Source organism: Afifella aestuarii (assembly GCF_004023665.1).
GTDB lineage: Bacteria > Pseudomonadota > Alphaproteobacteria > Rhizobiales > Afifellaceae > Afifella > Afifella aestuarii.
Window position 1 is genome coordinate 39,099 of the sequence record NZ_SAUF01000005.1, and the last position, 12,013, is coordinate 51,111.

The 12,013-nt window shown below is 63.2% G+C and carries 10 protein-coding genes; 5 read left to right on the top strand and 5 right to left on the bottom strand.

Features of this window, described 5'->3' with window-relative positions; translation table 11 throughout:
* Window positions 1–15: 15 nt before the first annotated feature.
* The 4 genes from EO094_RS14430 to EO094_RS14445 all read left to right on the top strand — a co-directional run bounded on the left by EO094_RS14430 (window position 16) and on the right by EO094_RS14445 (window position 1,712).
* A complete protein-coding gene (locus EO094_RS14430; protein WP_128293535.1) occupies window positions 16–252 on the top strand; it encodes a thioredoxin family protein in 237 nt (78 codons plus the stop codon).
* 52 nt (window positions 253–304) lie between these two features.
* Window positions 305–727: an arsenate reductase (glutaredoxin) gene (gene arsC, locus EO094_RS14435; RefSeq protein ID WP_128293537.1), complete on the top strand. Its 423-nt coding sequence runs from the start codon at window positions 305–307 to the stop codon at window positions 725–727.
* A 79-nt stretch (window positions 728–806) separates the two neighbouring features.
* Window positions 807–1,163: a hypothetical protein gene (locus tag EO094_RS14440; RefSeq protein ID WP_128293539.1), complete on the top strand. Its 357-nt coding sequence runs from the start codon at window positions 807–809 to the stop codon at window positions 1,161–1,163.
* Between the two features lie 78 nt (window positions 1,164–1,241).
* Window positions 1,242–1,712 carry a DUF411 domain-containing protein gene (locus tag EO094_RS14445; RefSeq protein WP_246008541.1) on the top strand — a complete coding sequence of 157 codons (471 nt, stop codon included), beginning with the start codon at window positions 1,242–1,244 and terminating at the stop codon, window positions 1,710–1,712.
* An 84-nt stretch (window positions 1,713–1,796) separates the two neighbouring features.
* Here the strand turns inward: EO094_RS14445 and EO094_RS14450 are convergent, their stop codons facing one another.
* The 5 genes from EO094_RS14450 to cobF form a co-directional block, all read right to left on the bottom strand.
* The gene (locus EO094_RS14450) at window positions 1,797–3,461 is read right to left on the bottom strand and encodes a hypothetical protein (RefSeq protein WP_128293543.1); all 1,665 of its coding nucleotides are present in this window, start codon (window positions 3,459–3,461) and stop codon (window positions 1,797–1,799) included.
* On the bottom strand, window positions 3,452–4,750 hold the full coding sequence (locus EO094_RS14455; protein ID WP_164879678.1) for a family 8 glycosyl hydrolase: 1,299 nt from the start codon (window positions 4,748–4,750) through the stop codon (window positions 3,452–3,454). Before EO094_RS14455 ends, EO094_RS14450 begins: the two co-directional genes overlap by 10 nt.
* The gene (locus tag EO094_RS14460; protein ID WP_128293547.1) at window positions 4,747–7,155 is read right to left on the bottom strand and encodes a cellulose biosynthesis cyclic di-GMP-binding regulatory protein BcsB; all 2,409 of its coding nucleotides are present in this window, start codon (window positions 7,153–7,155) and stop codon (window positions 4,747–4,749) included. The genes EO094_RS14455 and EO094_RS14460 overlap by 4 nt, the downstream gene beginning before the upstream one ends.
* Complete coding sequence (gene bcsA, locus EO094_RS14465; RefSeq protein ID WP_246008542.1) at window positions 7,152–9,623, bottom strand: UDP-forming cellulose synthase catalytic subunit; 2,472 nt, start codon at window positions 9,621–9,623, stop codon at window positions 7,152–7,154. Before bcsA ends, EO094_RS14460 begins: the two co-directional genes overlap by 4 nt.
* Window positions 9,624–9,842: 219 nt before the next feature.
* Complete coding sequence (gene cobF, locus EO094_RS14470) at window positions 9,843–10,595, bottom strand: precorrin-6A synthase (deacetylating) (protein WP_128293549.1); 753 nt, start codon at window positions 10,593–10,595, stop codon at window positions 9,843–9,845.
* 261 nt (window positions 10,596–10,856) lie between these two features.
* Between cobF and EO094_RS14475 the strand changes: the two genes are divergently transcribed.
* Window positions 10,857–11,969: an ABC transporter substrate-binding protein gene (locus EO094_RS14475; RefSeq protein ID WP_128293551.1), complete on the top strand. Its 1,113-nt coding sequence runs from the start codon at window positions 10,857–10,859 to the stop codon at window positions 11,967–11,969.
* Window positions 11,970–12,013 lie beyond the last annotated feature (44 nt).

Genomic DNA, 12,013 nt, shown 5'->3' on the forward strand with positions numbered 1-12,013 from the left:
GAGGTATCTTCTGAGATGAAGGATGTGAAAGTGCTCGGTCCCGGCTGCAAGCGCTGCGAGACGACCGAGGCCATGGTGCGCAATGCTGCCGAGAGGCTCGGCATTGAGGCAAAGGTGCAAAAGGTAACGGACTACGCCGAGATCGCTCGATATGGCGTTGCCTCCACTCCGGGCATCGTCATCGACGGCAAGCTTGTCCATGCCGGAGGCCTGCCGCGGGAAGACAAGCTGGAGGAATGGCTGACGGCGTGAGCTTGCCCTTCGCCCTCGTATCCGATCGCTGAGAGAAAGAGTCTCGCCGACCATGAACGTCGTCATTCATCACAATCCCGACTGCGGCACCTCGCGCAATGTTCTGTCGATCATCGAGAAGGCCGGCTACCGGCCGGCCGTCATCGAATATCTCAAAGAGGGCTGGACCCGCCCGCAGCTTCTGGCGCTCTTCGCTGCGGCCGGACTGACCCCGCGCGAAGCACTCAGGACGACGAAATCGCCGGCGGAGAAGCTCGGCCTGCTCGATCCCGAGGTCAGCGACGAGAAGCTCCTGGAGGCGATGATTGCGCATCCTGTTCTGGTCAACCGGCCGATCGTCTGCACGACAAAGGGTGTGCGGCTGTGCCGGCCGAGCGAAATGGTGCTCGACCTTCTCGATCGTCTGCCGCCCGGGCCGCTCGCCAAGGAGGATGGCGAGCTGATCATCGACGCGAACGGGCGCAGGGTCGCGTAACGGGCGTGCTCGCTTACATTTCTGTAACCCGTTGATTTGCCTCAAGCGCGGTATCGCCGGATCTGCTAGATTGCAGAGGATGCTCGCAACTCGGATTCCACGTCTGGCGTCGCTGCTTCTCGCGCTTCTCCTCGCACTTGTCGGCGGGCAGTCGAGCTACGCCTCCTCGCATGGCCGGACGATGGCTCCGATGGACGTGTCAGAGATGCGCCTCGTGGCCGAGCAGCAGCATGATTGCTGCCAGGAGGCGCCAGCGGAAAAGACCGGCTGTACCGCAATCTGCGTCGCAACCCTGCAAGCTTTCGCCACCACTCACATGCCGGCTGTGCCCGCGCCACGGAGCGATGTCGCGGCCGCGATGCGGCCGGATACGAGGGTGCTGGTTGCCATTGATTCGGAAGCGCTGTCACCGCCGCCACGAAGCATCCTTTCCTGAAAGAAGCGGGCAAAGCCCGCAACAGACCGAATCGTCGGGTGAAACCCGGCCCATCTGCACTTTGGAAAGATGCTTCCGATGAAAACTCGTTTTCTTCTCGCCGGCGCTGCGTTTGCTGGCATGCTCGCCGTTTCTTCCGTTCATGCGGAAGGACTTCCGGCCATGACCGTCTACAAGGATCCCTCCTGCGGCTGCTGCACGGCCTGGGCGGACAAGATGCGTACCGAGGGCTTTGCCGTCGAAGTCGTCCCGACCGACGATATCGGCGCCGTCAAGCAGCAGTTCGGCGTGCCCGATGAGCTCGCCTCATGCCATACGGCCGTTGTGGGCGGCTACGTCCTGGAAGGTCACGTGCCTTCGGCGATGGTTGCGCGGCTCCTCGATGAAAAGCCCATGACGACCGGTCTCGCCGTGCCGGGCATGCCGGTCGGCTCGGAAGGTATGGCCATGCCCGGCATGGAGCCGGACACCTATCCGGTCGTTTCTTTCGGAGCTTCCGGACAGTCGACCTATGCCCGCTATCGCGGCGAGGAACGCCTGTCGGATTAAGACTCCTGATGAAGAAGAAAGGGCGCTCACCCTTGCGGGGTGAACGCCCTTTCGACTGGCTGGAGGTGCCAGGCTTTCTCTTGTCTATCGATGACGGGCGGGCAGCTGGGCGTTCATGATCCACGCCAGCGCTTCCCGGGTCTCTTTGGTGGAGCTCTTTGCGTCGAGCTTGCGAAAAATCTCCCGCGCCTCGGCGATCTGATGCACGTGGTAGAGGGCCCAGCCTCTGAGCATCATCATGCCGCGCGACTTGCCGTCGAACTCGTCGAGAAGCGCCAAGGCCTCGCGATAGCGCTTCGCTCCGAAGAGATCGTTTACCCGCTGCGCAACCCGCGCCGCCCGCACCTGTTGCGTGCGATCGATGGTCGAGGCGGTCCGCGTCGGGCGCTTAAGCTGCGGTGCGACCGCAGCGACGCTCGGATAGTCCGGCGAGAAACTCTTCAAAAGATCGGCGAGTTCGGACCATTGTTTGAGATGAAAAGTCGCAAGAACGAGGCCGAGTGCCGTCGTGTCCTGCGGCTGCCAGGCCATCGCCTGTCGGAACCAGCTCTGCGCATCATCAAACGACTTGGTGTTGTAATGGTACCAGGCGAGTGCCTGCGCGCCGTCGCCGGACTGCGTCTCTTCGATGGCGTTGGCGAGTTTGGCGACGTAGTCGCGGGTGAGATCAGGCGGCGGATCCATGCTGAGCCGCGCCGCACCGAGGCCGAGAAAGAGGCTGCGCACCTCGGCCGATTGCGCTTCCCATTTGGCGGCGATCGCTTCCGCCTCGTCGAGCTTCTCAAGCGCGCTCAGCGAAAGCACGGCGCCTTCGGCCGATTTCACGTCACCACCGCGATCGAGCGACGTCTTGAACCAGCGCGCCGCATCCTGCCAGTCGTTCTGGCCATAATAGAACCAGCCGAGAAGCGCCGCATCGGACATGGCGCTCTTGTCGGCTTCTACGCCGTCTTCGAAGCGCACGAGTTCGCTACGAGAGACCGTTCCTACGTCTTCGCCGGCGGCGATGGCGCCGATGCGGGCGCGCAACAGATCGTCTTCGACGATGTCGAATTCGTTGCTGCCGTCAGGATTGGTGCGGCCGAGGGAGATCAGTGTCTCGACCTCGCGCACAGGCAGGAGCCCGAGCGCCTTCTGTATGGTCCCGAGCCGCTCGTCCGAATTTGAGGAATCTTGCAGGATCTTTTCGTAGAGAGCGAGCGCTTCCCGCTCTGCGTGGTTGTGTGCGTCGGCTTCCGCCACCCGCCACATGACGTCGACGTCTGCCGTGCTCAGGACGATGTCGCCGCCTCCGGCGATATCGAGAACCTTGCCCCATTGCTTGAGATCCGAGGCGTTGACGAGGCGCTGGCGGGCGCGCTTGTAGGCGACCTTGCTCCTGAGGTCCTCGGACGGCTGCCAGCCGGGTTCGGAATGCCGTCTCTCCTCGATGGCGGCTTCGAGATCATCGAGCCGGTCGGCTGCGAAAAGCTCCCAGAATTCCGTTTCGTCGCTGCCGCCGGTCACCTGGGTGAAGAGATCGTCGGGCGGTGTCCAACCCGGATGCAATTGCTGCAGCCGATGGATTTCGGCCTCGACACGGTCGAGCTCCTGGTTGCGCGCATAGTAGCGCAAGGCGCTCTCATCGACTTTTGCAACGGCGGCGCCCGACATGTGGGCGGGCGCCTTGATGGTGATGGTCTGCGCATGTGCCGGCGCGATCCAGGCAGCCCCTGCAAGAAGAAGAAACGGGAGCGTTTTCAGCGACATCCTGAATATGCCTCCTGTGCTGCAACGACAGAGAGGGCCTGTAGGGCACTCGGATAGTAAAGGTCGGGAAGGCTGCTGCGGGCCGAGGAAGGGAAGGGCGCATCTTTGAGTGCGCAGGCCACAAGCCCCGCAACCGCGGCATAGCCAGGGCCGCCGAGAGGCTGGACTGCCCGACCCGACATGACATCGACGGTGCTCGGCTGCGCCCGCTCCCACAGCGCCTGATAGGGGGCGAGGTCGGAACGATCTCCGGCCTCAGCCCAGGCGGCATAGAGGGGAACGCGGATCGCATTGTAGGCAAAGGTCGGGGGAAAGCCGTTGGCCGGTCTAGGCTTCTCGCCCGAAAGCGAGATCCAGTCGCTCGGGAGGTTGCTTTTGCCGAAACGGGAGGCCCGCATCAATGCCACGCCGCTGTCGCGCAGGGCATCCCAATCGTATTGCGGAGCGGCCTTTGCGAGAGCCGGGAAGGCCGGAAACACCCAATAGGAGAGGTTGATGACCGGCCCGTCGCGACGATCATCGGCGCGGAACCCGTGGACGCCCGGCAGGATGATGCGGCCGTACGCGCTCTCTTCCGTAGTTTTCTCGTAGATCGCTGCTGCGATATCGGCGGCGGCCTTGCGATATTCCGGTTCGTTGAAGCGGACCGCACCTTCCATCAGCGCCCAGGCGATCAGGATATCACCGTCGGTGGCGTTGTTGGGGTCGGTGATGTGGGGATCGGCATCGGGCTCCCAGCGCCAGGCGGCAAGGCCGTCGTCGCGGATCAGGAGCTCGGTGACGGTCCAGTTCCACACGCGGCGGAAGGTGACGGGATCATCGGCGAAGGCCGCGAGCAGCAGGCCGTATCCCTGGCCCTCGCTGTGGCTGATTTTGCCATTGCCGTCGTCGATCACGCGTCCGTCCTCGCCGATGAAATTGTCACGGAAATTCGCCCAGAGAGGCGCAGGCAGATCTGCCTTCGTCGCACCGGCGCTCGAGCCGGCTGCGATGCCGGCAGCCGCGATTTCAATCGGCGTCGAAACGGGTGCGACTGTGCGGGCAGCCGTGGGCTCCGGATCGAAGGTTGTTGCTGCGACATGCGATGCGTTTTCCCCCGATGCCATCGGCAGGCGGAGGGCGATGTTTTGAGGAACTGCGCTTGCCATTGTGGCGGCGCTCTCGCCCGGTTCGCAGGGCAGCGCGGCCTTCTCCGAGGGGCTCTCTTTCAAGAGAGCCGCGCCAGCCGAAATTGCCAGAAGGGCGGAAAAGGACGCCACGATCGCGGTGACGGAAACGCGCGCGCTCATGACGAATGCCCCACGCGCCGCAGAAGCGCAGTCGTCGCGAGGCCGAGGCATGCGCAGGCCGCGATGAGGCCGAGGACGTAATAGACGATGTTGAGCGACATCCATCCCGCTGCGACGAGGCGAATGTTCTGGAAGGAGAGCGGCTGCGTCGTCACATAATAGAAGCTGCCGCTCGTGGCCCTGGTGATGTCGCCGTCGTTGCGGCCAAACGCGAGCGCACGCCCGTCCAGCCGGTAGAGCAGCGACGCCGTGTTGATCTGCGCGACGGAGGCTGCGAGCTCTCCGCTGGTCGGGGCCGTCACCACTGTCCAGGTGCGCCCCTCGTTGGCCGGGGCTTCCGCTTGGGCAAGGACGAGCGTGCTGCCCGGCTTGACCCGAAGCGGATCCGATCCATCGCCGAAGCCGATGTTCCCGGTGGCACTCCCGACCTGATCCTTGAGCCAGGAGATCGCCCGCTCGAACGGTCCGCCGAAGCCACCATTCTCGCGCATCTGCTCCGTCCAGTCGTCGAGCGAGACAGAAGGTTGCATAAAAAGCCGTTGCGAGACGGGTTGCGGCGCCGGATCGTCGCGGCCGGTTGAGCCCGTATAGAGCGGGGCTTCTCCAAGACCGGCTGTGCCGACACTGCTGTTGAGCATCTGCGAACGCCAGGCTTGGCGCATGCCGGCAACGTCGAGACCGACAGCGTCGGCGACAGAGCCGGGCAGGGCCTGCGCCGCCGCCACGACGATCGAGGTGCCGGCGTCAGCCGGGGGCGCGGAGAAGGCGACCTCGAGATTGAGCGGCGCCCCGCTGACCACAGCAAGATTGGCTGCGAGCGTCCCGGCGGCCGAAAGCGTGTCGCGGTCGGGATCGGGGATGTAGGCGGCTGTCGTTTTGCCTTTGGCGTAGGGGAACCCGCCGCTGAGGGTCGAAGCGAGATTGGGCATGCGTGCGATGCGCGCGACCGGCGGGAGATAGAACTCGCTTGTATCCATGATGAGGAAGCGGCTCGGACTGGAGAGCCCGGCAAGCGTGTCGCAACTGCGATCGCTCTGAGAGCGGAGCTGCGCCTCGATCTGCACGCGATTGACGCCGGGATGCAGCACCTTCAGCGGGATTGGGATTTTGCGTCCCCGCATCAATGCACCGTCGCCGTCCAAGAGCGGCAGGACGGACGCCGTCTGATCGTTCACGCGCACGAGAAGTTGGCTCTTGGGGTCGAGCCGTGGCGCAAAGCCGGCCGTCAGCCTAATGACCGCCTGACTGTAATCCGCCGACAGAAAGTCATAGGGCATGCGAATCTTGAAGGAGGTGCGGTAGAGGCGACCGTTGAACTCCTCGGAGACGACGCCGAGGTCGCGCAGGCTCACCGAACTTCCCGGCGGCACGAGGTGGCCGAGGGCGTTTTCAGCGGCGCGCAGCCCGGACGGCGTTCCTTCCGAAGGACCCGTCTTACTCCCGGCTTCGAGACTTGCGAGCGCTGCGTCGATGGCGGCGTCGCTGCCTCCCACGATCCAGATGGATACGCGGCCATGAATCAGATCCATTTCGTCGGGAAGGATGACGGAAACGCCGGGCTGCGCCGTCTCACCGGGCTTCAACACGCCGAGGTGACGCAGTTCCTCCGGCGTTCCGATCGCGATCTCGACGCCGGGTCCCGAAACAGGTCCGGTGTCGAAGCGGACTTCGCTGCGGGGCGCCTTTGTCATGATCGCGGCGATCTCGGCCACGCGCAAAAATCTCTCGGTTGCCTTCGGCGTTGGCGTCTCGGGCGCCCGCACGCTGATGCTGACGGCGCCGTCGAGACCCGGATTGACGGCTGCGAGATCGCTCAGGCGCTCGAAACCGGCGCCGGCCCCCGCAAAGGCAAATCCCGTGACGCCAGGATAGATCTGGGTCCACAATTCGTAGGTGCCCTCGAGAGAGCAATCGACGCGGTGCCGCTGCTGCACCGAGATGCGCACGGAATTGTAGCCAGGCTGGAGGAGACCCGGGGGAACGGAGAGGCGCGTGCGGGCGAGCTCGTCGGGCGATGCAATCGGGATTTCACCGATGCTGACTTCGTTGACCGTCACGGTCAGCGTCGACCCCTCCGACATCACCGAAACGCTGTTGATGTAGCCGAGCTGCATCTCCGCCCGCGAGGCCGCCTGCGTCCTCGTCAGATAGACGGGCCATTCATGACCGGCGGTTTCGCCGTTGAAATGCAAATCGCTCAAAGCTGCGGGAAGGCGACGAAGATCCGGATCGACCTCGGCCACGAGCGGCACGCCGGTGTCGGAGAGGGCCATCTGGCTGGTCGTGGGCTGCGCCATGACCGGCGCTGCCGACCGAACCTGATCGAGAGACAGGACGACTTTGCCCGCCTGAGCCTGAGGTGCGAGCAGGAGAAGTGCGAGGCCCGCGGTTGCGAGATTTCTCATACCGCATACTCCCAGACGTCATGACCGAGCGAAGCGGTGGCCGCCGTCGATGTTGAGATGGAGCGGCGGCGTTGCGCCTCGCTCGGCTCTGCTTGCTCGACCTGGGGTGTGGCGACGCCGACCGCCGCCGCGCTTTGGGCGGCCGGAGCCGCCGCAGGGGTGGGAACAGATGTCGCTCCGGCTTCGATCGGCATGCCGGGTGCGACATGCAGATGGGACTGAACCCGCGGCAAGGCAGGCTCCGATCGCCCGATTTCGACGCCGAAGCCGGTTTCGGCGCTCGTGAACCCTTCCATGCCCGTTGCGGCAGGCTGATTGCGCCTGAGCCCGATCCGGAATGCCCGTAGCGTGTAATAGAAGCTCCAGGAGAGGAAGCCGATCGTGGCGCCGATGACGCTCCGCGGCTTCCGCCGCCGGCTGCGGAATGTCTCGAAGACATTGGCGCTGTGATAGAGGAGATCGGCGATGAGTTTGTATTGCGGCGCCGTGAGCTGGATGAATTCCATGCCGAGGAAACGTCCGCGGTCATCATTGCCGGCCCGGCGCAGAACGACGGCGATCGCCTCTTTGGTGACGCTGCCATCGTCGTTGACGAGACGCAGCATGGCGATTGTGGCTCCGGCCTTCATCGGCGGCAGTGCCTCCTCCAGCGGGCGCACCCGCACGCCGCAGGTCGAGACATCCTCTACCGAGACGGCGATTTCGCCGACACCGACGATTTCGAGAACCGCGCGGCGCACGACGGCGAGGCGTTGGGCCCGGCGCCTCTCCGGCATTTCGGACACCACGCCGAGCGCGACGCCGGCAATGACGAGATTGATCGCGTTCCACACGCCGCAGATCATCAACAGGTCGTTGCCGGTAGGCTCGGTAAAGTAGCGCCAGGTGGCATAGGCGCCGGTAACGGCGAGGACGCCGAAGATCGCGAAATAGGGGCCGGCAAGTGCAGAGAGCTGCTCTTTATCGCTCGTCTGACCTTTCGCCGTGACGTTGAACGTCGGCGCGCGCGGATTGACGACGACGCTCAGGATCGCTCGGCCCAAATAGACCGACTGCACGTATTCGTAGAGCTCCGAGACCCAGGGCCAGCGGAGCCTGCCGTAGAGATAGCTCTGCAGCATGATGTTCACCGCCATATAGGCGACGGTGTAGCCGACGAACTCACGGAAGCTCGCTTCGTAAATCTGCAGCGAGAAGATGATGTAGAGCAGCGGCGCCAGCATGAAGGTGAGGCGCGTCAGCGGGAAAAGCCAGAAAAGCGACGAGGAGAGGTAGGCTATGCGCTGTTCGAAGCGAAGCCCCCGCTTGAAGAGCGGGTTCTTCAGCATCAGGATCTGCACCATGCCACGGCACCAGCGTGAGCGCTGGCCGATGAAGGAGACGAAGTTTTCCGGCTGCAGACCGGCGATCAGCGGAATGTCGACGTAACGGCTGTTCCATCCGCGCGAATGCAGCTCAAGTGCCGTTTCGCAATCTTCCGTGATGGAAACGCCGGAAAAACCGCCCGTCTCCTCGAGCGCTGCGCGCCGAAGCACGGCCGCCGAGCCGCAGAAAAAGGCAGCGTTCCACTTATCCAGACCCTTTTGGATCACGGAGTAGAACATCTCGTTTTCCGATGGCATCCGCTCGAAGGTCGAGAGGTTGCGTTCAAGCGGATCCGGATTGAGGAAGAAGTGCGGCGTCTGCACCAGGAAGAGGCGCGGATCGTCGGCGAAATGACCGACGGTCTCCCGCAGGAAGGAGCGGACCGGGCCGTGATCGGCATCGAAGACCACGATCAGATCGGCGGTGGAGCAGTCGAGACCGTTGTTCAGGTTGCCGGCCTTCGCGTGTTCGTTGCGCTCGCGGGTGAGGTAGTGGGCGCCGAGCTGCGCGCACAGGCGCTGCAGTTCCGCACGCCGGCGCTTGGCGGGGACTGAGACGTTCGGGTCGGGATTGTTGACCTTCTGCTCGGTGCCGCCGTCGTCGAGCAGCCAGACTTGTCTTTTCTCGTGCGGATAATCCATCGCGAGCGCTGCCGCGATGGTGGTGGCGAGAAGGCTTTTGTCTTCGTTGTAGGTCGGAATGAAGATGTCGACGGTCGGAAGCTCCGCATCGCGCAGCTGGCGCGCCCGCTTCCTTTCCAAAGGGTCGGCCGTAATGAACAGGCTGATGAAGAGCATCAGCACTGAGAACATCTCCATGAGGTAGACGAGAAAGCCTGGAACGAAGTTGATCGGTTCCGAAATCGGCGGCAGCGTTGAGGTCGTGCGCCAGTAGACGTAGCGCAGCACCACCGCCGTCGCGAGCGCCAGAAAGACCTGGCGCCAGACGCCTTCCTTGCTGAACATCCACACGGCCGCCATACCGCCGACGGCCGCTACGCCCATGACGAATTGTGCCTCGATGCTGATGGGCTGCATGATCAGCAGCAGCGTGGCGGTGGTGGCCAGAAGCCACAACGCCACCAGCGGCATCGTTTTCGACATGACGCCTCTCCTACCCCTTGTTGCGGGGATATTGAGCGGCGCTCGTGTTTAAAAGCTTAATTAAATTGCGAATAGGCCGCAGTTTGGGCGGCATGGTTTCGCAAAAATTAATCAGAATACAGAAGGGGTTGGGGTAGATCGTTCATTTAAGTTGGGAGGCTTGCGCACGATGCAACTACAAGGGGGTGCGCGATGGCAGGGTGGAAGGCCTCTTACCCTTCACGGTCGCCGCAGAAGATAGGCATCCATGATCCAACCATGGCGCGTGCGCGATGCCTCGATCGTTTCGGCGATTTCGTCTGCCTTCTCCTTCAGCGGTCCGGCGATGAGGATTTCTTCCTCCATGCCGAGATAGGCGCCCCAGAAGATAGAGAGATCGCTCTCTTTGAAGCGCAGGAAGGTGGCGCGCCCATCGAGCATCACGAGGGTGTTGGAGATCGTCGCGGGCTCGGTCTCGGCCAAGAGGCGTGCGGTGGTGACGGTGATTTCTTCGCCGATGCGGTTCAACGGAATGCGATGACGGGCGGCAAGGGTCTGCAGGCTCGTGATGCCGGTAACCACCTCGAAGTCGATCTCAAATCCCTCGGCGGCGAGCTCATGCAGGATCTGCGTGGTGCCGTCGTAAAGCCCCGGATCGCCGATGATCAGAAAGCCGCCGGCCTCCTCGGGACCGAGCTCCGACAGCATCTCGCGAAAGATCCGCCGCCGCTCGCCGCGCCACCAGTCGATGCCCTTTTCGTAGTCTCGGCCGTCTTTCGGTCGTTCCGGGCTGGTGGCATGGATGCTTCGGTAGGAAGCCTCGGGAACGGCCCGTGCGAGCACCTGTTGGCGGAAGGCGATCAAATTCTCTTTGCCGGACCCGTCTTTGTCCATGAAGAAGAAGACGTCGACGGCCCGCATCGCCTCAATCGCCCGCAGCGTGAGATCAGACGGATCACCGGCTCCGATCCCGATGACGTAGACTTTCTTCATCGCCGATGTCCCATTCTTCTTCTGCGTGCAGATGTCTTGCAGCTTGCGGTCGGGCCTTCTTAGGACGAAGGTTGCTGCGACCCAAGACACGACTGATGCGAAACGGGCGTGCGCCACAGACAAATTGTCTTTCGTTGCGTGGCGTGAACAAAGCCGCCGTGCCGACGCAGCGTCACGGATCTGTCATGGGCCGGTTCTAGTGGACGTTCGGCTTGGCGACTCTCTTCGAATGGGGGCCGAGCCACAGCACGGAGTCGCATAATGAAAACCAAAACTCTATTCGCTGCCTCGGTATCCGTCGTCGCTTTGCTCACCACGACGATGACGGCGAGCGCCGAGACGGACCTTGATGCGCTGTACAAAGCTGCCAAGGAAGAGGGGCAGCTCACCACGATTGCTCTGCCGCATTCCTGGTGCGGCTATGGCGATGTGATCGACGGGTTCAAGGAGAAGTATCCTGGCATCCAGGTGAACGAACTCAACCCGGATGCGGGTTCAGCCGATGAGCTGGAGGCCGTCCGCGCCAACAAGAACAACACCGGCCCGCAGGCGCCCGACGTTCTCGATGTCGGCCTCGCTTTCGGTCCGCAGGCCAAGGAAGAAGGCCTGATCGAGCCCTACAAGGTCTCCACCTGGGACGAGATTCCGGACGACGCGAAAGACGCCGACGGTTACTGGTACGGCGATTATTATGGCGTCCTGTCGTTCCTCGTGAACACCGATATCGTCGGAGAAGCGCCGTCGAGCTGGGCCGATCTCCTCGACGAAAAATACGCCAACGCCGTTGCTTTGGCAGGTGACCCTCGCGCCTCCAACCAGGCGATCCAGGGTGTGGTCGGGGCCGGTCTCGCCGAAAACAGTGGTGATCTCGATCAGGCTGCAGAGGCCGGGCTGCAGTATTTCAAAAAGCTCAACGAGCGGGGTAATTTCGTCCCGGTGATCGGCAAAGCGGCCTCGGTCGCACAGGGTACGACGCCGATCGTGGTCGCCTGGGACTACAATTCGCTCGCCTGGCGCGATGGCTTTGAGGGCAACCCCGCCGCCGATGTCGTGGTCCCGTCCGACAGTGTCGTGGCCGGCGTCTACGTCCAGGCGATCAGCGCTTACGCGCCGCATCCGAACGCCGCGAAGCTGTGGATGGAATACCTCTATTCCGACGAGGGCCAGCTTGGCTGGCTTGCCGGCTACTGCCACCCGATCCGCTTCAATGCGCTCGCCGAGCAGAAGAAGATCCCGCAGGAGCTTCTCGATGCGCTGCCGCCGGCGGAATCCTACGCCAAAGCCGTGTTTCCGACCATCGAGCAGCAAAATGCCGCCAAGGCCGTGATCACGGAGAAGTGGGATTCCGTGGTCGGCGCCAATGTCGCCGAATAACGGCAAGCCGCTTGCGCTTCCGACTGAAACGACTGGCCCGGATC

Bases quoted from the DNA above. Each gene is read 5' to 3' on its own strand.
- EO094_RS14430 (WP_128293535.1), top strand. From the start codon at position 16: ATGAAGGATGTGAAAGTGCTCGGTCCCGGCTGCAAGCGCTGCGAGACG.
- arsC (WP_128293537.1), top strand. From the start codon at position 305: ATGAACGTCGTCATTCATCACAATCCCGACTGCGGCACCTCGCGCAAT.
- EO094_RS14440 (WP_128293539.1), top strand. From the start codon at position 807: ATGCTCGCAACTCGGATTCCACGTCTGGCGTCGCTGCTTCTCGCGCTT.
- EO094_RS14445 (WP_246008541.1), top strand. From the start codon at position 1,242: ATGAAAACTCGTTTTCTTCTCGCCGGCGCTGCGTTTGCTGGCATGCTC.
- EO094_RS14450 (WP_128293543.1), bottom strand. From the start codon at position 3,461: ATGTCGCTGAAAACGCTCCCGTTTCTTCTTCTTGCAGGGGCTGCCTGG.
- EO094_RS14455 (WP_164879678.1), bottom strand. From the start codon at position 4,750: ATGAGCGCGCGCGTTTCCGTCACCGCGATCGTGGCGTCCTTTTCCGCC.
- EO094_RS14460 (WP_128293547.1), bottom strand. From the start codon at position 7,155: ATGAGAAATCTCGCAACCGCGGGCCTCGCACTTCTCCTGCTCGCACCT.
- bcsA (WP_246008542.1), bottom strand. From the start codon at position 9,623: ATGTCGAAAACGATGCCGCTGGTGGCGTTGTGGCTTCTGGCCACCACC.
- cobF (WP_128293549.1), bottom strand. From the start codon at position 10,595: ATGAAGAAAGTCTACGTCATCGGGATCGGAGCCGGTGATCCGTCTGAT.
- EO094_RS14475 (WP_128293551.1), top strand. From the start codon at position 10,857: ATGAAAACCAAAACTCTATTCGCTGCCTCGGTATCCGTCGTCGCTTTG.